The organism is Candidatus Aminicenantes bacterium, from assembly GCA_026393795.1.
Classification (GTDB): Bacteria; Acidobacteriota; Aminicenantia; order UBA2199; family UBA2199; genus UBA2199.
This window is the reverse complement of the sequence record JAPKZL010000259.1, coordinates 1-1719: the sequence shown is the minus strand read 5'-3', so window position 1 is coordinate 1719 and position 1719 is coordinate 1. Positions and strand designations below refer to the sequence as shown.

2 protein-coding genes are annotated in these 1719 nt (G+C 54.4%); one reads left to right on the top strand and one right to left on the bottom strand.

Annotated features, from left to right (window positions below):
• Positions 1-671, top strand: a 671-nt coding sequence (locus NTW95_12870) for a metallophosphoesterase (protein MCX6558302.1), incomplete at its 5' end; no start/stop codon positions are given.
• An 89-nt stretch (positions 672-760) separates the two neighbouring features.
• Here NTW95_12870 and NTW95_12865 read toward each other — a convergent pair.
• Entirely contained in the window at positions 761-1414 is a 654-nt protein-coding gene (locus NTW95_12865) for a hypothetical protein (protein ID MCX6558301.1), read from the bottom strand.
• Between the last annotated feature and the right edge of the window lie 305 nt (positions 1415-1719).

Genomic DNA, 1719 nt, shown 5'->3' with positions numbered 1-1719 from the left:
TGAAGATCCGCCTGGGCGGCAAGCTGCTGTTCGTGATGCACGGCCACCAGACCTCGAGCCTCAACTGGGCGTTCCAGACCTTCGGTATCCTGTTCCTGCGCTGGCTGCTCCGCCCCCTGGGCATCGGCAACTACACGGTGGCCGAAAGCAGCCGCCGCCGCTTCCGCGTTGAAAGGCGCATGTACAGCTTTGCCCGTGAGAAAAAGGTCATGGCCCTGATCGGCCATACCCACCGGCCTTTATTCGAATCCCTGCCGCGCCTGGAAACCCTGAAGATCGAGATCGAGAATCTTTGCCGCAAGTATCCGCGGGCCAAAGCTGCCGCGAAGCAGGAACTGGAGCAAAAGCTGGCACGCCTGAAAGAGGAATATATCAAGCTGCAGCATAAGGACCGCCAGGTGCGGCGCGCGGAAAATCTCTACCACGACGGCCCGCTGCTGCCCTGCCTGTTCAATTCGGGCTGCGGCATCGGCCGCCACGGCATCACGGCCATCGAGATCGTCCGCGGCCGCATCGCCCTGGTCTACTGGTTTGACCGCCGCAAGTCGGCCAAGTATTTCGAGTCCGAAGGCTACCAGCCGCAGCAACTCGGCGACAGCGATTATTTTCGCGTGGTGCTGAAGGAAGAGGATCTGGACTACATTTTCACCAGGATCAATCTGCTGGGTTAACTTCGTGACAACACAAATCATATACCCCCGCAGGGGATGCGTGATCATGGAATTTGTAGGGGCGAACCCCCGTGTTCGCCCTTTTGTTCTTATCTGATCCGGTAGTTGAATCCGATGTAGAGTTTCACCCAGTTGCCGTGTTCTCCGTTATTCCCGGATGCGGGAGTCTGATCAAACAGGGACTCATAGGTACCGCCGCCGGTCAGGGCCAGTTTTTTGTTGAGCCGGTATTCGATCCCCGTTCCCAGGACGTAGGCCAAACCGGTCCGCATCGGGTTCTCATCCTCACTGGAGTACGACTCGCCATAATAATCGTAGTAGTCGCCGTACCCGTAATCGCCGAAGCCATCATAGTAGTAATTGTCATAAAAATACCGGGAACGGAACGTGTAGGCAACGCCGGCCTTGGCAAACCATGCGCTCTGTTGGGTCAGGGGGAGCTTGAAGGTCCCCAAGAGGTTCATACCGAAAACCCGGGTGCGTATCGCCGGGTCGAACCAGATACGGCCGTCCCGGGCATAATAGCCCGTCAGGGAGTCCCAAGTGAGGAAGTTGTCGAAGCTGACCTGCGCGTAGAAATGATGAAAAACCTCCATTTCGATCCCCAGGTTGACGATCAGCCTTTCCATGTTGCCGGTGGCCATGCCCACCGTTCCCACGAGGCTGATCTGCCTCCGCTGGGCGCGGGCCGCCATGGGAAGCATCAAAAAAGCCAGCAGGCAAACTGTTGTTTTGTTTTTCATGTGTGCACCCATCCATTTATTTCAAGCAAAATCTATGCCAGGGAAGAAGCTGAAAGGTGTCCTTTTTTTGTTACATTCCGGCATGGATTCGTAAAAAAACAGGACATTCGTTTTGCGGGCAAGGCCGCGCTACGTCCTTGAGCCGCTAGTGAACGGCGAAGGGGGTGACAGCATATACAGCAAATCTGCGCCCGGCAACGATTCGGATTTGACAGAACAAATCCTGCAGGTCTGAAAATCATTAAAATCAATTTATTGCTGATTAAATATTAATAAAATTAATTAAGTTATTGACATTATCAATT